Source organism: Brevibacillus sp. NPDC003359 (assembly GCF_042878995.1).
Taxonomy (GTDB): Bacteria; Bacillota; Bacilli; order Brevibacillales; family Brevibacillaceae; genus Brevibacillus.
Genome location: NZ_JBIAOR010000001.1, coordinates 1,205,115 through 1,228,217 on the forward strand (window position 1 = coordinate 1,205,115; position 23,103 = coordinate 1,228,217).

Sequence of the window (23,103 nt, forward strand, 5' to 3'; positions counted from 1 at the left end):
TCTCATCACCATCTATCATTGAATTTTGTCACCCAGCAATTGGGAAAGATGATCTAATTCCTCAATGGACAGCTCATCGTATGTGAAATCTGTTGGGCTTTGCTCGACTGACTCTTTCGATATGCAGTGCGTAATGATTTCGACGATTTTTTCTCGGTAAGCATCCAAGAGGCGCTGAATGGTTCCTTCTTCAAACTCTTCACGATGATACGTAAACGTAAGGGTCAGCTTGTGATTCACCACCATTCCATTCACATCAAGCGCAAAGGATCGAATCGAGGTGGGACTGATTTCTCGGCCTGGAGAAAGAGAGGAAGTCGTCATGCTTCCTGACTCCAAGTCTGTATCGAACTGTCCCAAGTAGTTGAAACTGATCTCGGGCTTTACTTGGAACGTTAACGGAACATCGGTTTGTCTCGCAGTCACATACTGTAAAATGCTGTATCCAACACCTTTGTTCGGCACACGTCGCAAGCTGTCTTTCACCATTTTGATCTGGTAGCCAAGCGATTCGGATCGGCTCATATCCAGTACGAATGGATACTGGGCTGTAAACCATCCGACGGTGCGGGAAATATCGATGCCCTTCACGATCTCTTCTCTGCCATGTCCCTCCAGATTGACAAGCACATGTTCTAACCCCGCCCACTCTTTTACCGTCAAGCCCAACGCCGTAAGCAACAGATCGTTCACTTCCGTGTTATAAGCCTGGTGGCTCTGCTTCAATAGTTTTTCTGTGTAGGCTTCGTCAAGCTCGATGGTGACATCTGTTGTGCCTTGCATCAGCGGTGCTTCAATCGTTTCCTCTTTTGCCAGAGGAGAGAACGGCGTTTCCTCTACCTGCTTCCAATATCCGATTTCCTGTTGAATCTCGCTTCCCTGCGCATATTTTTGCAATTCTTCTGACCATGTTTGATAGGAATCGGTTTTCATAGGCAAAGCAGGCTCTTCTTGCTGCAGCAAGGAGTCATACAGCATATGGAAATCTTCTAGAAGAATCCGCCACGAGACACCATCGACAACGAGATGATGAATCACGATTAACAAGTGATCTCCTGCATCTGTTCGGAAAAGGCCGAGATTTACCAGCGCAGTATCCGTCAAATGGATTCCTTCCTGTATGAGTTGCGCAGCCTGCTCCATCTCCTCTACGGATTGAGCCGGGAACTCTCTGATCGAGATGGGAACCAGGCACTCGTCCAATTCCCGATGATCTTGGACAATGTCTGACTCATTCATTTGGAATTTCATTCGCAAAACATCATGATGCTCAATCAGCTTCCTAAATGCTTGTTGAACCAGCTCTGGATCGAAGCCAGCTTCTCTGAACAAGATGACAGATTGATTGTAATGATGTGGGTTCTGATGCTTTTGTTCAAAGAAGTTCATCTGAATCGGTGTCAACGCTACTGCTCCCACAACAGGCCCCTGTTCAATCTGTCTGGTCAGCGTCTGGAGATATCTTGCCGCACTGCGAATGCGTGGGTTTTGGAACAAGTCTCTCAAACGAAGCTCGTACCCATGACTCCTCAATCTCGCTATCATCTGAAGAGCTTTAATGGAGTCTCCCCCAAGCTCAAAGAAGTTGTGTGTCACACTTACTTGCGCAAGCCCCAGCACATCCTTCCAGATGGTGACCATGATTTGTTCCTGTTCATCGGACGGCTCGACGATGTGTTCCTCCACCAAGGTAGAGCGATCAGGAAGGGGCAGGTTTTTCCGATCCACTTTTCCAACAGCCGTAATCGGCATAGCGTCTAGTCGAACAAAGAAAGACGGGATCATGTAATCGGGCAAATCTTTGGCGAGCAGGTCCCTCCACTCGTCAGCCGCAAGCTCATGCTCTGTCACAATATACGCGCATAAGTACTTACTTCCATTTTCTTCTTCTCTAGCAATAACGATTGCTTCTTTTACCTGTTCCAGCAAAAGCAGCTTGCTTTCAATTTCCCCTGGCTCGATTCGATAACCCCTGATTTTGATCTGAAAATCCTTTCTGCCCAGGAAGTGGATGTTTCCATCTGGTAAATAGACAGCCAGATCTCCTGTCTTATACATTTTTTCATAGCCAGGTTCCGCGTATGGATTATCGACAAAACTCTGCCTCGTTAGCTGCTCGTTATGCAAATAACCTAGTCCAAGCGGCATGCCTGAGATGAAGATTTCTCCTGGTACACCTATCGGCACTCGTTTTCCGTACGCATCGAGTAGAAGGATTTTCGTGTTGGATATCGGTTTTCCAATCGGTATGCGATCTTCCTCTCCCGTAATTTGATAGGCAATGCATCCGATACTTGCTTCTGTCGGGCCATACAAATTCGTCGGAGATACATACTGGAATATTTTCAGGAATTTGGAAACTGTGGACGGAACGATTTCCTCGCCGCCGATAATGATCTTTTTGAGCGATTGTAATTTCCCCTGCAGTTCAAGATTTTCAGCTAACTGATTTACGATCACATTAAAGACAGATGGGACAAAATCAGTTAAAGTAATCTGTTCGTCTTCAATGATTCCACCCATGTAATCAGCCGAGACAGTCATCCCTGTAGTAGGCAAGACCGTTTTTCCGCCATTGGTCAGAGGCCAGAAGAATTGCCAAATCGCACTGTCATATACATGGTTGGTGGTCTGAAGGACAGATTGCGCTGCGTCTTGTCCAAAGTAATCATCCATCCAGAGAAAGCGGTTGACGATCCCTCTATGCGGCACAACGACTCCTTTTGGTTTGCCTGTTGAGCCAGAAGTAAAAATGACATAGATCGGGTCTTCCAGCGATACGGGCAGATTTGGATTTTCCGCTTCCATTGTCAGTTGCCCCAGATCAATCGCGACCAATTTCGCACCCAAATCCGTTTCTGTAAAGGAATTTCCAGATTCTACGAATACGAACTCGCTACCCAGCTCGGCAATAACAGACTCGAGTCGATCGACAGGCCACTGAATGTCCAGTGGTGAAAATGCTGCCCCTGTCTTCATTACACCCAGTAACGATATGACCAATTCCAGACTTCTTTCCATAAGTACAGGTACATACTTGCCCTTTTCTATACCGCGTTTCAGCAAATCAGAAGCGACTGCGTTGGCTTTCTCGTTTAATTCTTGGTAAGTGATTGTCGAACCTTGATAGGAAACAGCAGTTCGATTTGGATAAAGTCTGGCTGATTCCTCAATGGCAACATGTATCGGCTGTACTACAGGATACTCTCGCTTCGTATCATTGCTGAGCTTCTCCAAAAGCTGCACTTCTTCAGGAGACATGAGGTCAATCTCGCCAACAAGCATATCCATGTCAGCAGCTACCTGCCGCAGGATGTTGGTAAAATGGTTAATAAAACGCTCCATCGTCTCAGGTTTAAATAGACTGCTGCTATATTCGCACTCTACAAAAAAGCCTTCATTTCTCGTCTCGACATTCATCACGATGTCTAATTTGGATATTTTCGTTTGGAATGGATAAAGGCTTACCTCTACCCTGTTCCAGTCAAAGGCCGTATCTGCCACATTGTCATAGGCGAACATGGTGTCAAACAACGGATTCCGGCTTGGGTCACGTCGCACCTGAAGCTTTTCTACCAGGTCTTCCAATGGATAATCCTGATGTTCAAACGCCAGTAGTGACTTCTCACTAAGCTCTTGGACAAACTCGCGGAACTTTTTGGTGCCTGTTGGATAGTTTCGCAGAGCCAGCGTATTCACAAACATTCCCACTACATTTTGAACGTCGGTGTGGTTTCGTCCTGCCACTGGGGTCCCTACGACAATGTCCTCTTGCCCCGTATACTTGGACAACAAAACGTTGTACGCAGCCAATAGAATCGAATAGACTGTTACGTTTGCTTCCCCCGCCAAATCGTGCAATCTGCGGGATACATCCGCCTCAATCTCGCTTTCAACCGTATCCCCTTCAAAGCTTTGAAACTGCGGTCGCTGATAGTCCGTAGGCAAATTCATGACAGGTAGTTCCCCGCTGAATTCATCTAACCAGAACTTCTCCTGCTTATGCGACTGCCACGTCGTCTTGATCTGTTTCAACCAAGCAGAATAATCCTTGAACTGAATGTTGAGTGGCTCTAGATTTCGCCCGTTATACAATTGGTTTAACTCATCAATGACAATGCTTACCGATGTTCCATCTGCGATGATGTGGTGCATGTCAATCAGGAGTAAATGCTTGTCCTCCATCAGTTTGACTAGCCTAACCCGCAATAATGGGGCCTCGCTCAGATCGAATGGTTGAATGAACGTCCGAATGAGATGCTCTATTCTTTCAGGGCTGTCCTCTGCCTCAGCATGATCGATGGCAAAACGGACAGAATCATGGATAAATTGTTTCGGCTCACCATTTACGTAGCCGAAGGACGTACGGAAAGCCTCATGCCTTTGGATAAGAGACTGGAATGCTTTTTCCAATGCCGCAGAATCCAGCTGCCCGGAAAGAATCAGAGCGCCGGCCATGTTATAAGCGACACTCGTTTCATCGAGTGATTGAACGGTAAAAATCCTTTTTTGCGAAGGTGAGAGCTCATAATCCTCTTGTTTTCCAACCGCCTGAATCAAAGGCTTTTCGGTCTGTGTAGCTTCAGAAATGACGTGGGCAAAGCTTCGGACGGTAGGATTTTGGAAAACGGCTCGCAGCGGAATTTCTACCTGCCATTCCTTGTTCACTTTGGCAAGAAGAATCGCAGCATGCAGTGAATGTCCACCAATTTCGAAGAAACGATCCAAAACACCCACTCGTTCGATACGCAAGACCTCTTGCCATATTCCCGCAAGTTTTCTTTCATTTTCTGTCGCAGGCGCTACGTATTCCTCGGATACCAGCTTAGACAGATCAGGTTCAGGCAGAGCATTCCGATCGATTTTGCCGTTTGGCGTCACAGGCAACTCTGCCAATTGGATGATAAAGGTTGGAACCATGAATTCAGGCAGAGAATCGGCTAGAAACGCCTTGATTTCGGATGCACTTACACCCTCATCCGTTGTGTAATAAGCGCACAATACAACTGAGTCGTCTCCTTTTGACTTCGGAAGCACAATGGCATTGCGAACCTTCTCATGCCGTAACAGTTGATTTTCGACTTCGCCCAGCTCAACACGATATCCACGAATCTTCAATTGGTAGTCTGAGCGACCAACAAACTCCATATTTCCATCTGTCATCCAACGCACAATATCGCCGGTCTTATACATGGTCTCACCAGGACGGAAAGGGTTTTGGATGAAGCGCTCGCGGGTTAATTCCTCTCGGTTCAGATACCCCCGTGCAACACCTGCTCCCCCGATATATAGTTCACCGTACACGCCCACCGGCAGTGGCTGCAATTGGGAATCCAACACATAAAATTCTGTGTTTTGCAGCGGTTTTCCGATCGGAACATTTCCGGTTGTCATTTCGGTATCGCCAGCTATTTCGAAGTAGCTGGAATCAATAGCAGCCTCAGTGACTCCATAGCTATTGATGATTTTGATCTGCCCGAAACGCTCGACCAAGCGGACAAACGCTTCGCTTTGGCATGTATCCGAACCAAGAATCAGCAGTTTTAGATGATGGAGCGGCAAACCATTTTGATAAATGTACTCCATAAAAGGAAGAACAAGAGCAGGTGTCGATTCAAACAAGGAAATTTCATACCGGGTCAACCACTGATAAAGGGCCGGAAGATCAATCCTTACATCACTCGGGCAAATCACCAAATGTCCACCATGCAGCAAGGCCCTGCATAAATCACCTGCAAACACGTCAAAGGAGAAACTCGCCATCTGCAAGAGATTCACATTGATATGTTCAAGGTCGTACTCATACCGCCATGTATTGGCTACACTCACCAGATTGCGATGCTCGATCATGACTCCCTTGGGTTTGCCAGTTGTGCCCGATGTATAAATGATATAAGCAAGATCTGTCGGTCCGGATACGGCGAAGAGATTGGACGAATCCTCGCTGTAACTGGCATCTGTATCCATATCGATAATGGAGCCGCTGAAGTCTATTCCGTCCTGGCTATTTTGATTGACCAGCATGACCTTTGCCTGACTGTCTTCCAGCATGAACGAAATGCGGTCCTTCGGATACTGAGGATCAATCGGTACATAGGCTCCCCCCGCCTTCATGACTGCCAGAACAGCAACGACCATGTTAATCGAGCGTTCTGCCAAAATTGCAACCGCGCTATTTGGTATTACACCCTGATCACGCAGAACCCGGGCCAGGCGGTTTGCTTTCGCATTGAGTTCCTGATAGCTGATCTGCTCTTCCCCGAATGAGACCGCCGCTTTCTCTGCATGGCGGTTTGCTTCTGCTTCAAACCATTCATAGAACGTTGGATAGAGAGAGGCTGGTATTTGCTTCCTCGCTTGATTAAAGTCGGCGACAACCTGCGTGACGTCTGCGCTGGACAGGTACTCCAAATCAGCTAGGCAAATCTCATTCGATTGAAGAATGGAGTGAAGAATCATGGCAAAGTGATTTGCCATCCGCTCAACAGTATCGCGTTTAAACAGATGAGTGCTGTAATCAAATTGGAAAGTGAGCATTGTCCCGTCATCATGTACATCAAGACTGAGATCAAATAGGGACACACCTTTTGGATATTCATACGTAGTGACTTTGAAATCATCTGAAGCCACGTCGTCAAAGGATTCATAATGGTAATCAAACATGGTATCAAATATAGGATTCCGGCTCAAATCTTTGTTGAGTTGAAGAGAATCAACCAGTTTTTCAAACGGGTACTCCTGATTTTCAAAGGCAAGGATGGCTTGATTTTTCACTTCTTTCAGGAAATCCTTAAAGGTCTTGCTTCCTGTTGGATAGTTACGGATAGCCAATGTATTTACAAACATGCCGACCATTCGTTCCAAATCAGGGTGTTGTCTTCCCGCCACAGCAGAACCGACAATCAGCTCCTCCTGCCCCGTGTATCGGTAAAGAAGTACATTGTAGGCAGCAAGCAATACCATGTACAAGGTCGTGTCAGTTTCCCTAGCCATTTGGAGTAACTGCTTCCTGACTTCCTCTCCGATCCCCATCGTCAAGCGATCACCTTCAAAGGATTGAACAGGTGGTCTTTGATAATCAATGGGAAGCTTCAATACCGGAAGTTCTCCTTGACCAAATTGCGCAAGCCAGTATTCCTTTTGAGCGAGAAGCTGTTCTGACTGCTCCCTCTCTTGTTCCCATGCCACAAAGTCTTTATATGTCACACTCAGTTCTGGCAGTGATTCTCCTCTATACGCATGTAGCAGCTCTCGGATAAACAAAGAGACCGAATAGCCGTCCGAAATAATATGATGCATATCCACAGCCACAATGAAGCGTTTGGCTGAGACTTGGAAAACCTTCGCCCGAATAAGCGGGGCTTTGCTGAGATCAAACGGCTGGATAAAGGTGCGAATCGCCTCATTTACATCCTCTTCGGCCAGTTGTTCGACCTCAATATCCAATGGCAGATCATCATGCAATATTTGCACGACTTCATTATCCCTGATGACAAAGTTGGTCCTGAAAGACTCATGCCTGTGTACGACCTGTTGCAAAGCGTGAATCAGACGATCAAGTTCCAGTTCCCCATCCAATTGTAAGTAACCAGACAGGTTATAGGCGGTTCTTCCATCCAGACCTTGGAGGATATACATTCTTTTCTGCGCGGAAGAAGACGTATAGTATGGCTGCATCTCGCATGAACGAATGGGAGCAAAAGTTTCATGCTTTGACGAGTCTACATATTTGGCTAATTCACGTATCGTCTGCGATTGAAAAATTTGATGCAAAGGAATTTGCACGTGGCATTCCTTGTAGATTCGGCTGAGCATGACAGTCGCTTGTAAGGAGTTCCCACCTTGTTCAAAGAAATTGTCATCCAAATACATCGGGGAGCTTCCCAAAACTTCCTGCCAAATGACTCTGATTCTCTCCTCAGTCGCCGTTCCAGCCGGCTCTACTTCTCTGACTCTCGTGCTTTTTCGCCCTGCAAGCTGATCAGATGAATGGATGATATGGATTTCCCCATTTCCTAGGGGAACAGCAGATCTATTTGTTCGCTGCCAATGAGACGGGGCTGAATGCTCGAATCCCCCATCATTCAGATACACCTGTCCGAACGCACCCACAGGGGCCACTTGCTGATACTGATCCAGTACATAGAGGGAAGCTCGTCCTACTCGATCATCTGGGACATCCTGCAATAGTTCTTTCCATTCTTCTGCATATTTGCCCAGGTTGCCACTGGATTCACGTATCATTCTTTCACTTTCATCGGGCTGCAAAAGGGACAGTGCACGAATTGTTTCCTGATCGTCCTCTGCAACACGATGCAAAAGATTCGCAAAATACACGCCCCACTGGCGTAGAATCTCCGTGGTTACTACTCCGCTTCGTGCATCCACATCAACAACAAGCTCTCCGCCCACTTCTGTAACGTTTATAAAGAGATCGTACTTGCTGTAAATGATTCGATTTGGCAGCAGCGCAGCTTTCATCTGAGCGAAAGTCAGGTTGTGAAGCGGTCGATCCATATTGAACAACACAGAAAGCTCCGGCAAGTTCTGATGCGGCAGATTCTCAGCTAATGCTGCAAATGAGTAGGCTTGATGCTTTTCCATCTCAGAAACCGCCTGTTTCACCCGGGACAAATAATCCGCTGCAGTATCATTGCCGTCAATCTCGGTGCAAACAGGCAACAAATTGACGCAGTTTCCGATCAAGGACATCTTGCCCATATGGGATTGACCCGCAGTGGGAATCGCCACAACCATCTTTCTATTTCCGAGAAGGCGGTGAAGAAACAGGTTAAAAGAAGCCAGCAAGGTAATAAACAGACTGTTCTTGTTTTGAATGCTTCTTTTTCTTGCCTTCCTCGTGATGCTGCTGTCGATCTTGAAGGTAATTCGCTCACCTGTAAAAGATGGTTTTCCCGTTTCTCGCTGTTCTAAAGGAAAAACGAGCTTGGGTATTGGATCTGAGAATTTCTCGTTCCAGTATGCGATCGCTTCTTGAAACTCTGGTTTCTGCATCTGTGCTTCTTGCCAGGTTTGGTAGGCAGAAAACGGTGTGGAGGGCTCTAGCGGCACTGGTCGTTTCTGTGTAAGCGCCGTGTAGATATCATCCAGCTCTTTTATGAAAACAGCCATGGACCACCCATCTGCAATCAGGTGATGGAAGGTATAGGAAGTTAGGAATTTGGCGGTAGCCAGTTTAATGACACTTACCCGATACAGGGGGTCCTCAGAAGAAAGCTCAAATGGTGTACCTGTTTGTTCATCCAATAGCTGATTCCTTTTTTCTTCCTGTTCCTCGAATGGAAGGTGGCTCAAATCCACGACTCGAACTCGTATGTCCCGCTTTGGCAGTACCTCCTGATACTCTCCGTTTGAGTCAATGATGGTTCGCAATGCTTCATGACGATCCACCATGATTTGGACTGCCTGCTCAAACACAGGGATATCAAGCTCACCCTCCACCTGAAGGGAGATGGTCTCGTTAAAAGCTGCGGATGCTTCCACGCGAGATTTGACTGCAAACCACATCTGTTTCTGTTCAGGGCTAAGGGGAAGCCTCAGTTGTTCCCCCACACTTTCCACAAGCGTTGCCTCTGGCTTTTGCCCATCCTGTCTCGTAAAGTTTGTCATTTCGACAACTTGCTTTTGTTTCCGTCCTCCATTCGGAGAAGTAGGCGGTGGCTCCGGTAAAAAACCTCCTCGCCTCAGATCATCGATACTTTCCTTCACCGCATGGATCATTCTTACTATATCCTCGTCGGAATGAGCAGTGGAAAGGAAGCAATTTCTGCCCTCCCAGATATAAATGCCCTTGCTGATCAGGTGATAGAAGAACAATTCTATATCGGTAAATGATACGAAGCGGAACAAAGAGCCGCAATTGATCATCTGGATTGGAATCTGCTCGTCCTTAAAATACGCGTTAAGCGTTTCTACCAGGTATAGGGTCTTTTGAGTCAAGGCTTCCTGTAGCTTCGGCCCCTGTTCCTTCAAATATTCCAGTGTAGCGATCGCAGCATGCATCGTCAGCGGATGTGTGCAAAACGTTCCGCCCACAAACGTCTTTTTCTCGGCGTGTAACGGGTAGGAATCATCTCCAAAATTCCAGGTTCCTCCATCCACTGCATCCATGAATGCAGCTTTACCGGCAACAACACCGATCGGCATGCCACCACCTGGAACTTTCCCATACGTAACGAGGTCTGCTTCTATTCCATACCACGCCTGTGCGCCACCAAGATGTATGCGGAATCCTGTAATGATTTCGTCAAAAATAAGGGCAGTGCCTAATTGGCTAGTTATCTCTCTGACTTCCTTCAAAAATTCAACTGGCTGTAGATCCGGACGTCGGCTTTGAACAGGCTCAACCAACACTGCGGCCAGTTCATGTGCATGTTTTTTGATCAGCTCGATTGATTTTGGATGGTTGTAGTTTAAGATAAGGACGTCATCCACCGTATGCTGGGTAATCCCTGGAGCCATCGGTATGGCCTTCCCGTCTCGTGACTCAGGATCAGCGACAGTCAGAATGCCGTCAAAAGTACCGTGATAGGAGCCGGAAAATAATGCGATCTTCGAACGGCCTGTGACTGCTCTAGCCAGGCGCAGTGCCACCATAACTGCCTCTGTCCCCGAATTGTAAAAGGCAACACGTTCCACCCCGGTTAGCTCGCCGATTAATTCTGCTACTCTTCCAGCTGCATCCGACATAGGACCAAGCGGAGGCAGATCAGATTGAATCTTCTCCTCCAGCTTTTTCATGATAAATGCGGGATTATGACCGAGCAGATTTACACCGAAACCCATCGTCAGATCGATATATTCATTCCCATCCAGATCCCACATTTTTGAACCAGATGAAGATTCTGTGATAATCGGATAAACCATTTCCTTCCAATAGGAACGGAATCCAGACACATTGCGATTGTTGGCATGAACCAATCGGTGCTCTTGCGTATACTTCTTAGAGCGTTTTGTCTTTTCCGTATAGCTTTGAATGAATCGGTTTAGATACTCTCTTTGTGCCGGTGTAAAATTACCGGATTCGCCGATCATTAGTGGCTGATACGGTATAAATGGCTTCTGGCGTTCCTCTTCATTCACCTTGACGGATGGTTTTACTTCGGGTTTCCTGCTCTCAGGAGCAACAGACACAGATTCAGCGTGTTGTTCAGGTACATAGCTTTGTTCTTGATTCAACAGCTCCAATTGCTTTTGTAACAGCGTAGCCATTTGATTTTGGTGTTCAGACAAGAGCGAAATCTGCTTTTCGATGATTGTTTCAACGGCCCCTGCGCTTCTTGCGACTGGCATTTTCATGGTCTGTTCTTTCAGCTCTAATTGTTGAATATTCTGTACAACCTTACGCTCTACAACAACGTTTTCTCTCGGTGGCTCGATTGCCATCCTTTCCATTTGCTTGGCAGAAGCCACAGCTGGGCTACTGGATAGTTCCAGAGCGATGTGGGCCGCTAACTTATCAATGCTAGTAATGGTTTCAAACAACTCTTGGGTTGGAATGACCACACCAAACTTTTCCTGAATTTCACGATTAATTTGTACGAGCATGATTGAATCCAAGCCAAGCTCCAGAAAATGAAGGGATGGATCAATTTCTTCTACACCAAAACCTGAAGCATGATGAACCAATTCTTTCAGAACTTTTATGATTGGCGCAGTCCCTATCTCTGACACAGTAGCACCTCTATTTCCGCGTATAGTATTCATCTGTTCTGGAATAATGCTGCTCACATCATCTGTAATCCAAGAGCGATGCTGATCGAAGGGATAGACCGGCAGTGGCATTTTTCTTCTCTTTTTTCCATCTCTGTAGAACTCATCCCAGTCAACCGTAGCTCCCTGTACATACAAATCGCATAATGTCTTTGCATACGAATATTTCATCTCTGGACTCGCCTTGTGGTACTTTTCCTGCACATCCCGAGCGGATTGATTCAACAGATGAATCGTTTCATCTGGAACGCGTTTCTTACCAGGTGCGTAGACAAAAACATCTCGATCATTTTCAAGCCGGACCGCCAATCGATCGAGTTTTTGTTCAAAATCATTGCGACTATGCAAAACGAGCGCAATGCGATAGGAAAGCGATTCTCTCCCGGTATTTGCCGTATAGCACAAATCAGTCAGAGAAATCGGTCCGCTGGAAGATAGAAGCTCACGGTACTTTTGAATCAGTCGTTGAAGGGCTGATTCGGATTTGGCCGACAAGGTAAACACTTGCACCTCGTCTGAGACTGTCATCTCCGTTTCATTAACCGGCTCATACTCTTCCAAGATAACGTGGCTATTGGTCCCGCTAAACCCAAACGAGCTGACCCCGCATCTCCTCGGATGAGCATCTGTTTCCCATTTTTCCAGTCTGTTTTGCACATATACTGGCGACTTTTCAAAGGAAAAATTCCGATTGGGTTTCTGGAAATGGACGAGGGCCGGCAGCTCTTTGTACTTTAACTGCAAAACAACCTTAATCAAGCCAGCGATTCCCGCTGCTTCATATAAATGTCCAATATTCGCTTTGACAGTGCCGATTCCACAAAACTGTTTCTTCTGTGTATATTGGCGGAAGGCTCTCTGAATTCCATCCAACTCAACAGGGTCCCCCAGTTTTGTTCCCGTTCCATGTGCCTCTATATAGCTAATCGATTCAGGATCGACTTGCGCATCCTCCCAAGCGTCTACAATCAATTCTGCCTGCGCCTGTGAGTTCGGTGCGGTAATCCCGACTGTAACGCCATCTTGATTAACAGCACTTCCCTTGACCACGGCATAGATATGATCCCCGTCCTCAATGGCTTTTTCCAAAGGTTTTAACAGAACAGAAGCTACGCCTTCGCCCCAACCCGTTCCATCAGATTGATCGTCAAACGCCCTTGAACGGTTGTCAGAGGATTCCATTCCGATTCCAGCCTTTTGTGCCAGAAGGATGGTTTTGACTCCACCTGCCAACGCCATCTCACAATCTCCGCTTTGGATAGCCTTGCACGCCATATGAACCGCAACCAAGGAAGAAGAGCATGCTGTATCCACCGTGATCGCAGGGCCGCGTAAATCAAGCAAGTGCGAAATGCGGCTCGCAATAATAGAAGGAAGATTACCTACTACATAAGAGGGCAAATCCTTGGGACTTACGACAGACAAAAGGCGTTCGTAATCGTATCCCAACTTGGAGAAGCCGACATACACCCCTACTTTTTTCCCGGAAAGCTTGCGTCTGCCATAGCCTGCATCCTCTAGCGTATTCCAAGCATTTTGAAGGAACAGTCTTTGGTTGGGGTCCATCAGCTTCGCTTCTTTCGGAGTAATCGAGAAGAACGAATGGTCAAACTTGTCAATCTCCTCTAAATAACCTCCCTCAACAAGCGGAGCATCACCCTGTTCGCCTCTTACCAGCGAGACGTATTGTTCTGTGTCCTTTCGTCTTTGACCATGGAGTTCATGTATGCAATCCTTTCCTCCCCGGATGTTTTGCCAAAATTGATCCACATCCTGAGCATGCGGGAACTTACAAGAAATCCCGATAATAGCGATATCCTTTTGTTTCTGTGGACCAGCATCAGTCTGTTTTGTGAGATCAGTCACTTGTTCGGAGTGGAATAGACTGCGGGCTAGCCTGGAGATCGTCGGATAGGCAAACAAATCGGTTACCGCCAACGTAATCCCCATCTCCTCTTCTATCCGCCCTGCTAACTGGGTCAGTTGCATAGAGGACGCGCCTACGTCAAAATAACTGTCGTCTGGTCCCAAACTGTCTGACTGAAGCACCTCGCGGCAAATGGCAAGCATTTGTTTTTCTATTTTTTCGCGCATCTGAGGTGATTTATCGTTGGTTTCCTCTATTACCTCTTCTGTGTTTCGTCGTTTCATTTCCTCGGAAACATCGTGAAATGCTCCAGACTGATACTCCCTAGCCACTCTATATCGTTCGACTTTTCCACTCGTTGTTTTGGGAATGCGCTGAATCGGTAAGACTTCGCTTATTCTCCATCCTGTTCGCTCGTTCAAATGCTTTTTCACTTTCTTAGAAAGCGCAACGAACTCGTCTACACTTTTCCGATGAAGGATAAACACAAGAATATCCTCTTCTTTGGTTTCCTCGTTGAATACCCCGCAGGCAACAACCTTTCCAAGCTCGACTCCTTCTACTTCTTCAGCAATCCGCTCAATGTCATGCGGATAAACGTTTTGACCATTCACGAATATAATGTCCTTCGCACGCCCCGTAATGACAAGACGTTCCTTTCTCATAAAACCCAGATCCCCTGTTCTGAGCCATCCATCAGCCGTCATTACATTTGCAGTGGCAGCAGGGTTGTTGTAGTACCCACTAGTTACATTCTTCCCTCTAATATGGATATGGCCAACAACACCCTCTGGTAGCTCTTGATCCTCGTCATCACATATTCTTACCTCGCAAAAATCAATAGGGTAACCCACTTCTACTAGTGAAAGAGCTTCTGGATTTGTTTGATCTGTCATCTTGATTGGCTTGCCTACTTGGATAAACCTTCGATCAAGAGAAATCGTTGTAAAATACTGGTTCTGATCTGGTATGGATACTCCCACAGAGGCTTCAGCCAATCCATAGCACGGGAGCATGCTCGTTTTCTTCAATCCATAAGGGCTCATCTGATCCAAAAACTGATGAATCAATTCGGAAGCAATTGGTTCTGCTCCATTTAATATCGTGCGAAGCGTAGACAAATCCCACTCTTCAGCCACTTCCGGTTTAAACCTGGCCAACACATATTTATATCCAAAGTTCGGAGAAGACGAAATCGTCGCCTTATGCTCACTTACTTTCTTCAGCCATAGCGTAGGCCGCCTGATGAACAGTGACGTATGAATAAAATAATGATGAACCCCTGCATACAGCGGTGATAAATGGAACCCGATCATCCCCATGTCATGCGTTAAGGGCATCCAGCTTAGGAATGAGTCAGACTCAATCGTTCCAAGTCTGTTATTAATCGCACGCACATTATGGACAAGGTTTTCATGCGTCAGGGTAACCCCTTTCGGATCTCCTGTAGACCCTGATGAAAATTGAATAAAGGCCACATGATCAGCAGAAGGATAGTAGATGGTGCCCTTCTCTTCATTTTTCCCGGTCTCATCAAGCAGGAAGGACTTCGACTTCAATGATTCCATTTCCGTCAGGTAGTTGTGTTTACTAAAGAAATCCTCCAATCGTTTCCAGACGCTGTCCGTCGTAATCAGATACGGATTGATTAACGTCTTCCAAACCTTTAACAGCTTCAGACGATGCTCTTCGTTATCCCCTACAGAGATAGGCACAGCGATCATTCCACCGAGTAAGCATCCCCAGAAAAGGCAGACAAACGTTCGGAGATTACTATCCTCAATTTGAAAAACGACTTCATCACCAGGCTTTATTCCATTTTTTTGGAGGACAAATAAATAACCGAGGGCTTCTTCATATAATTCCTTATAGGAAACAAACATCTCATTCTGGTCTCCCAAAATGAAGGTAACGCCTTTTTGGTCCTCGTTCTTCCACAATTCCAGCGCTTCTACTAATGTCTGAACAATATGCAAAGCGTTGTTCCTCCCTTGTTCCGTGTTTGATAGTTTTTAGCTCTTGCCTGGTGAGCATACCCACTCCCCATGCCCCTCTTGCATGGCATGGCAAAACCGAATACATAGAGTCCTTCTGTGTTCTCCCCACGTGTGCATACAAGAGATGTGATTTTCCCCAAGCCATGACCCGTTGTACGAAGCGCCAGTCTCCCTTTTCTTTTCCGGGCAGCACATAGGCTCGTACTCGGAATGACAAAACTGCCCATTATCATTCTGAATATTAGGAACCTTTACCCGGAAACCATGTAGCCACTCCCGCGGAAGAAAAAGCTCAGCCCATTCTTTTTCTTTCAGCAGTTTGGAATGAAACAATCAGATATCAAGCTATTCCTTTTATTACCTTTAATTCTATTTTTTTCAAATAGTAAGCAGTAAAAAACCATCGCCTTTTTGAGATGGGTGATTCTTTACCTTTTTCCTGGAATGAACGTATCGATCGATGATTTTTTGGGAGATGGCTGTTTCTTTTGTCTTTACTAGGAGTGGAGTAAGAGCGACGATTAGAGTAACGGTCTCATTGCAGCGAGTATGGCAGGGGAAAATGTTGATTGATTTGCAAATATTCACGTAGGTTAATATGATGATAAGTAATAAGAATATAGGTGAGTTGGGAATATTTTACTATTCCAAATATTAGAAGACAAGCCTTTAATTATTAATTTTTGCAATTTATTTAAATGAAAATTCATTACAATATTACTCTTTACTTATCTTGACACATATCAAAAAGGCTTTCACCCGCTCCTTGTAAAGAGAGGTGGAAGCCTTTTGCTCTTACTCTATCACTCTACGGAGTACACTTTGCGGCTCGGCAGCTCCAAGCAATGCAGACGGCCGCCGTATACGGCACCTCCGTCAATGCCGATGATATTATTTTCACCGTAAAACACATCATGTTTACCGTGCAAATAACTGGTTGGCGTGTGACCAAAAACAACGGTCTTCTCACCCTGGTAACCTTTATGGAACTCATCACGTATCCACATCAACATATACGGGTCAGTCTCTGCAACCGGAGTCTCGGGATGTACTCCCCCGTGAACAAAAATATAATCATCCGTTTCATAATAGCAGTCCAATCCAGCCAAAAATTCCAGATGCTCTTTGACCGAAGAGGTGATTTCCAAGTTCTCGGGTGCGCCAGACTCCGTATCTGCTGCGGTATGACCATAGCTCGCCAACGTCTTTTGTGCGCCGTTTCGGAACCATCGTTCGATAAAGACAGGGTCTTGCTCGAATGATTTAACCATCATATGATCATGGTTGCCCATCAACACGATTGCCCCTTCTGCATGGAGCTGTTTCACCTTGTCGACGACCCCCTTCGACTCTGGTCCACGGTCTACATAATCACCTAGCAGGATCAATTGATCGTTTTGTGGATCGTACTGAACTTGCTCCATCAACGATTCCAGTTTCTCCAATTCCCCATGAATATCGCTGATTGCCAACAATCTTTTCATCCTACACCCTTCTTTCACTCGTCTGCGGCTTCTCTTTCGTTATTGTCATGTCTTCCTAATTGTACGCCCCATTTCACCTGATTGCCAGCATGTCTGTCCCTCATATGCTTGTAAACGCGAAAAAAGCCCAGGCCCAAAAATCATATCAGGCCAAGGCTATTCCATTTCTCCGTGCTTATTTACTCGGCATCTCATTCCAGAATGTAATCTCTTCTACATCCAGGCGAGTGGTCGGATGACCAGGCTGTGCCGCTTTTCCGACTGCAATCAACATGACTGTTTCATATTGATCTGGGATTTGGAAGGCTTCCTTGAATTTCTCGCTGTTGTAACCTCCCATTGGTACGGTGTCATACCCTCTAGCTTTAGCAACGAGCATCAATTGCATCGCGACGAGACCTCCGTCTACCAAAGCAATTTCCTTGATGATCGCCCGATCCCGATTCTCATAACGCTTATTGATGTTGTCGATGAGCGTTGCTTTTACTTCCTCTGTCATGTAACCTGCTTCGACTGCTTTTTTGTAAATGCTCCCCGCTTGCTTGTAGCCCTCATAATCAGCCAAGACGGCAATAACCGCCGCAGCTTCTACCACCTGCTTTTGGTTAAATGCGATGGGTAGCAGTTTTTCTTTCAATGGCTGTTCATCGATGATCAAAAAACGCCATGGTTGGAGATTGGAGCTGGAAGGTGCTAACGTCGCTTCCTTTATCATTTCTTTTAGTTCATCCCGCGAGATTTTTGCTGTTGGATCGTAATGACGTACGGAACGACGCTCGCGAATAACGTCCATAAAAGCCTTTTGATTGATGACTTTTTCCATGATTCCATCCTCCATTGGTAAGGTTCAGTAAGTTACTAACTTTATTACAAAACACTCGTGTTCAAACTGTATCACATACTCTAATTCGCTGGCAATCTTTTCGTATGCAAAAAAACGCTTTGGCTAAACGACTCACATCCTATCATGGATGTAAGCGCGTCACCAAAGCGTTTCTCTGTTAAACCGGAGAAAAAGCGGATAAAACGGCTGGCTGCTTCACGGTGTCTCCATTCGGAAGCTCCACAACGACGTAGCCACTTCCTTCGTCCTCAGTTGCTTCCCACCTCAATGAAAAAGCTTTGCGGCTAAATGCTTCCTCTTCGTCCAGACACGCAAGCATTGTCTTCAATGTGTCTGACGTAATCGGCACAGGCACACTTGCGCCTTGCTCTTGTGGAAGGGAGAGCAGCTTCGGCGCCTCTTCGAAATATTGCACAGTATCAAGAAGCAGAGAAACCTGCTGCCAGCTTAGCGGTGAAACAAAGGCTTCAAACGCCATCTATTCATCATTCCTTTTATCTCGATGATTTCCATCGAACAGGCTTGCCTGGACATTAGATGTTTTCTATTGCCCTCCTGTGCCAGATCCGTCTCCTGAGCCTTTTGCAGGCGCATCGTCCTTCGGTTCATCTGTAGGCAAAATGGTTTCAAAAGCAACTGCTTTTACCCCACCCTCCACCAGTTGTCGGCCGATACCACCTTGCTCGTTGACGATCACTTGCTCTGTCTCGACAAGAGTCCATTCGTTCTGCGACGTCCAGGCAAAGACCGATTCCTCGATAAACATCGCGACAAGTTCATGCGGATTATTTTTACGTTTACGAATCAACTGTACGCCTTTGCCTGCGCGTGCCTGGAGTGGAATCGCAGCAATGGCCGTGCGTTTTACCACTCCTTCAGCCGTCAACAAGCTAAAGGCACGAGAGTCGTCTTCCTCAATCGGAAGCAGCGTGATCACATCGTCGCCTGGAGCAAGTGTGATTGCTTTTACCCCGCTTGACGCTCTACCTGTTGCGCTGACTTCACTGCGCTGGAATCGAATGCCCATGCCATCCTTGGTCGCACCGAGTATCGCCCCAGCTTCGTCAGCCACAAATACATTAACAAACTCGTCATCGTCGGCTTTCAGCTTCGCAGCTACCAACGCACTGGAACGATTCGTTTCGTATTCGGACAACGCCGTCTTTTTCATCAAACCATTTTTACTTACATGGTAGACATACAGCGGTTGTTTGAAGTTCTCTACGATCGTAAAACCAACGATCCGCTGATTCTTCTCCAATGGGATGATATTGACGAGGGCAGAACCGATATCCTTCCACTTATCGTCTGGGAAAGCGTTGACCAGTGTGGCGAAGTATTTACCGTCCTGGGTAAAGAAGAGAGCAGTATGGGACGTGTTCGTCTCTACGAAATAACGGACACGGTCTCCCTCTTTTACACCACATGTCTCCAGCGTTCCCCCTACTGATTTGAAGGAGCGCGGGCTCGTCCGCTTGATATATCCTTCGTTTGTGAGGGTTACAATGCAATCCTCTGCATTGATTTGCATGGCGATATCGATTTTGATTTCCTCGATCTCGCCCTGGATTTCTGTCAGGCGCTCTTCTGCATATTTTTTCTTGATCTCGTTCAGTTCGCCTGTAATGACTTGAATCAGCTTTTTCTCACTTGCCAAAATCGACTTAAGTTCCTCGATTTCTTTTGCCAGCGTTGCCAATTCTTTTTCCAACTTGACGATATCCAAACGGGTCAAGGAAGCGAGCTGAATGCTCAAAATCGCATCTGCTTGGTTTTCGGTGAAGCCGTATTTCTCCATGATGTTTTTCTTGGCATCTGCACGGTCTTCCGAATCCATAATCGTATCGACGATCTCACGCAAAATGGACTTGGCGCGAATCAAACCTTCCACGATATGCTCGCGGCTTTGCTTTCGATTCAGATCATATTGGCAGCGATTCGTGACGACTTCTTTTTGGTGGTCGACGTACGCCCCCAACAAAGCCTTGAGTCCCATCTGGCGGATGGTCCCCTCATGAATCACGTTCATGTTGTAATTGTAATAGATTTGCAGATCCGTATTTTTGTACAGGTAGTTGAGAATCGCCTGTTCATCCGCTTCCTTGCGAAGATCCACTACGATACGGACTTTTTTCTGCTCGGCCTCTTTGCGACCGGTTTCATCGCGAACCGCCAATGCCCCCTCGATTTTGCGCTCCATCACGAGCTCATCGATTTGGCCGACGAGCTTTGACTTGACCACTTCGTAAGGGATTTCAGAAATGACGATTTTTTTGATCTTGCCGCCTTTTGGCTCTTCTACATGGGTCTTCCCGCGTATGATGAATTGGCCACGGCCTGTCTCAAACGCCTTGCGAATCCCGGATAGCCCTTGAACAATGCCGCCTGTTGGAAAATCAGGACCTTTGACGTGCTGCATTAGCTCATCCAGCGATATATTCGGGTTCTTCATCTGTGCTACAGCGGCATCGATGACTTCACCCAAATTGTGAGTCGGGATGTCTGTTGCAAAACCAACCGCGATCCCAGCAGCGCCATTCACGAGAAGATTCGGAAATCGTGAAGGCAATACTGCCGGTTGTTGAGCAGAGTTGTCGTAGTTCGGAATAAAGGTAACCGTATCCTTTTCGATATCGCGCAATAGCTCATTGGCCAATGCTGACAGTCTGGATTCGGTATAACGCATAGCGGCTGGCGGGTCTGCATCCAAGCTACCGAAGTTTCCGTGTCCTTGAATGAGCACCTGCCGCATTTTCCACCATTGCGCCATCCGCACCATCGTTTCGTAAATCGCCGAGTCACCGTGCGGATGATAGGTACCCATCACGTACCCGACCGTTTTCGCTGATTTGCGATATGGTTTATCGTTCAAGTTGCCTTCTTGGTACATTGCATACAAAATACGACGCTGTACCGGTTTTAGTCCATCACGGGCATCCGGGATCGCGCGTGAGAGAATAACTAGGTTGGCATAGTCCCCGAAGCGCTTTCCCATAATTTCCGCGAAGCTCTGTTTAATAATTTGATTGGACAGCATGCTTATTCATCCTCCCCCACTTCAAAGGTGACGTGGTTCTCGATCCACTCACGCCGTGGCGGGACTTTATCACCCATCAAAACGGTTACCAGCTTCTCACAGTGAGCGAGGTCATCCAGTTCAACCTTGATGAGCTTGCGCGTCTCAGGGTCCATCGTTGTTTCCCAGAGCTGATCGGCGTTCATCTCACCCAAACCTTTGTAGCGTTGCACTTCAGCACCGCGTCCAGTCTTTTTCAACGCCTGTTCTAGCTCGTAATCGCTCCAACAGTAGATCGCCTCTGTTTGCTTGCCCTTGCTCTGCTTTTTCACCTGATACAAAGGCGGTTGGGCAATATACAAGTGACCAGCGGCAATCATCGGGCGCATGTAGCGGAAGAAGAAGGTTAGCAAGAGCGTTTGAATGTGCGAGCCGTCAACGTCCGCGTCAGACATAATGATCACTTTGTCAAACGCACAGTTTTCGATGGAAAACTCTTCGCCAATATCGGTTTCAAGCACCTCTAGGATCGTGCGGAACTCTTCATTCGCCAATACCTCGGATAGCTTTGCTTTTTCCGTGTTCAACGGCTTCCCGCGCAGGCTGAACAAGGCTTGGAACTCTGAATTACGTGCCTGTTTTGCAGAGCCACCCGCGGAATCTCCCTCTACGAGGAAGAGCTCATTGCGCTTGGAGTCTCTGTATTGCGGCGGAGTAAACTTTTCCGAAATCGATTTGCGCTTTTTCGTGGTTTTGCCTTTCTTGTCGCCGCGCAGTGCTTCGCGTTGTTTGCGCAGCTCTTCGCGAATCTCAGCAGAACGCAACGCCTTGTCAATCAGCAGCTTGCCTATTTCCGGATTTTCCTCGAGGAAGAAGCCTAGCTTTTCGGAAACAATCTGTTCTACAATTGCCCGTGCTTCTTCGTTCCCCAGCTTGTCTTTTGTTTGGGACTCAAACTGGACGTCAGCCATTTGCAATGACAATACACCGAGGAAACCTTCCCGCAAATCGTTTCCAGTCAAGTTCTGGTCTTTTTCTTTCAAGTACCCTTTTTTCCGGGCAAATTCATTAAAAATCCGGGTCGTACCATTGCGGAAGCCCGTGACATGTGTTCCGCCGTCCGTTGTTACAATCGAGTTGACATAGGATACCAGCGTTTCCGCATAGCCGTCATTGTACTGAAAAGCCAGCTCAACGTAGATATTGTCCTTTTCACCTTCAAAGTAAACAATCGGATGAAGTGTGTTTTTCCCCTCGTTCAAATAGGAAACGTATGATTTCAGGCCATCTTCGAAGTAAAACTCTTCCCGTTTCTTTTCAGGTCCGCGCTCATCAATCAAAACCATGCGCAGCTTTTTCAGAAGAAATGCTGTCTCCCGGAAACGATCACGAATCGTCTCATAGTCAAAGCGAGCATTACCAAACACCGCATCATCCGGCAGAAAACGTACGGTTGTTCCTGTACGTTTGGTGTTCCCTGTGATTTCAAGACCAGTAACCGGCTTACCGACATGCTCGATTCCATTTGCGTCCACAACATATTCAAAGCGTTGCTTATGAATTTTGCCTTCGCGATGGATTTCGACCTCAAGCCATTTGGACAAGGCGACAACGACACTGGAGCCTACTCCGTGCAAGCCACCACTTTTTTTGTAACCGCCGCCGCCGAATTTACCACCGGCATGGAGCGTCGTAAAAATTACTTCTGGTACAGGTCGGCCAGTCTTGTGCATACCGGTTGGAATTCCACGTCCATGGTCTTCTACACTGACACTGCCATCCTTGTTCAATGTGACGATGATGCTATCGTTAACACCGGCAAGCGACTCGTCTTTGGCGTTATCTACAATTTCCCACAGCAGATGATGCAGGCCACGCGAGCCCGTGGAGCCTATATACATTCCAGGCCGCTTTCGAACGGCAATCAAGCCTTCTAAGACCTGAATATCTTCTTCCGTATACGTTAGTGTTTGCTGTGTTTCTGTTTCCTTCAATCGCGCTCTCCCCTCTACTCTTCGGACACGTACAAAAACGATCATGCCTTTTTTACTGATGGCTAGCGTCGTTTTCACCTTTTTTGAAAAACGCCGAGATGTTTCAATCCCCATGAGAGGAACGTTTTCCTAATAAAAGCGAACACTTAATCGCTATTGTACCGTATG

6 protein-coding genes are annotated in these 23,103 nt (G+C 46.7%); all 6 read right to left on the minus strand.

Annotated elements, in window-relative coordinates; all coding sequences use genetic code 11:
• Positions 1-15: 15 nt before the first annotated feature.
• Positions 16-15,576, minus strand: coding sequence for a non-ribosomal peptide synthetase/type I polyketide synthase (locus ACFYU8_RS05280; protein ID WP_390295149.1), 15,561 nt, complete (start codon positions 15,574-15,576; stop codon positions 16-18).
• Between the two features lie 824 nt (positions 15,577-16,400).
• Complete coding sequence (locus tag ACFYU8_RS05285) at positions 16,401-17,081, minus strand: metallophosphoesterase family protein (protein ID WP_390295147.1); 681 nt, start codon at positions 17,079-17,081, stop codon at positions 16,401-16,403.
• 175 nt (positions 17,082-17,256) lie between these two features.
• Positions 17,257-17,904: a nitroreductase family protein gene (locus tag ACFYU8_RS05290; RefSeq protein ID WP_390295145.1), complete on the minus strand. Its 648-nt coding sequence runs from the start codon at positions 17,902-17,904 to the stop codon at positions 17,257-17,259.
• 178 nt (positions 17,905-18,082) lie between these two features.
• Positions 18,083-18,403: a hypothetical protein gene (locus ACFYU8_RS05295; protein WP_390295143.1), complete on the minus strand. Its 321-nt coding sequence runs from the start codon at positions 18,401-18,403 to the stop codon at positions 18,083-18,085.
• Positions 18,404-18,469: 66 nt separating this feature from the next.
• The gene (gene parC / locus ACFYU8_RS05300) at positions 18,470-20,962 is read right to left on the minus strand and encodes a DNA topoisomerase IV subunit A (protein ID WP_390295141.1); all 2,493 of its coding nucleotides are present in this window, start codon (positions 20,960-20,962) and stop codon (positions 18,470-18,472) included.
• 2 nt (positions 20,963-20,964) lie between these two features.
• On the minus strand, positions 20,965-23,049 hold the full coding sequence (locus tag ACFYU8_RS05305; RefSeq protein WP_390295139.1) for a DNA gyrase/topoisomerase IV subunit B: 2,085 nt from the start codon (positions 23,047-23,049) through the stop codon (positions 20,965-20,967).
• Between the last annotated feature and the right edge of the window lie 54 nt (positions 23,050-23,103).